Below are 699 nucleotides of genomic sequence, written 5' to 3' on the forward strand. Positions count from 1 at the left end.
GCGGATGTCGTCCGATGAACGCGCGGTCGACCTGCTGGATGAAGCCGCGCGCGTGGAGCTGCGGATCCTCCAGGAGATCGATCGGCAGCCGCGCCACGCCGGAGGCAACGCCGGCAGATTGCAGCGCGGTCATCGCCGCATCGGCATCGCGCGCCGCGGTCCAGGCCGTGATCGCAGCCTCGATCTCGGCCTCGATGGCGCGGCGGCCCGCGGCCGTCTTGAGCGCCGCGTCCGCTGCCCAATCCTCGCGGCCGAGCAGCCGGGCGAGCTTTGGCCACATCGCGGCGTCGGACGCCGCGACGACGATCCAGTTGTCTTCTCCGGCGCAGCGAAAGCAGCCATGCGGCACGAAATCCGGATGGCGGTTGCCGTATTTGGTCGGCGGCTTGCCACTGGTCGAATGCGCCACGATCCAGGGCGCGGCGAACGGCATCATGCATTCGATCTGGGCGAGATCGATGAACTGCCCCTGCCCCGTCAGTTTGGCGTGGATCAGCGCGGTCAGCACCGCGGCGGCGCCGTTGAGGCCCCCGACGGCGTCGCCGAACGCGGTATGGCTCATGACCGGCGGACCAGCGGGATCGCCGACCACGCTGGGCAGGCCGGAGCCCTGCTCCAGCGTCGAGCCGTAAGCGCGGCAATCGCGATGCACGCTGCCGGCGCCGAACGCCGACATCGACATCATCACCAGCTTGGGAT

At 69.8% G+C, this 699-nt stretch carries 1 protein-coding gene; it reads right to left on the minus strand.

From position 1 onward, the window contains the following. A partial coding sequence (locus tag J6524_RS37015; protein WP_225678759.1) for a CoA transferase occupies positions 1 to 699 on the minus strand: 699 nt, incomplete at both ends.

The sequence above is a fragment of the Bradyrhizobium hereditatis genome (genome assembly GCF_020329435.1).
Lineage (GTDB): Bacteria > Pseudomonadota > Alphaproteobacteria > Rhizobiales > Xanthobacteraceae > Bradyrhizobium > Bradyrhizobium hereditatis.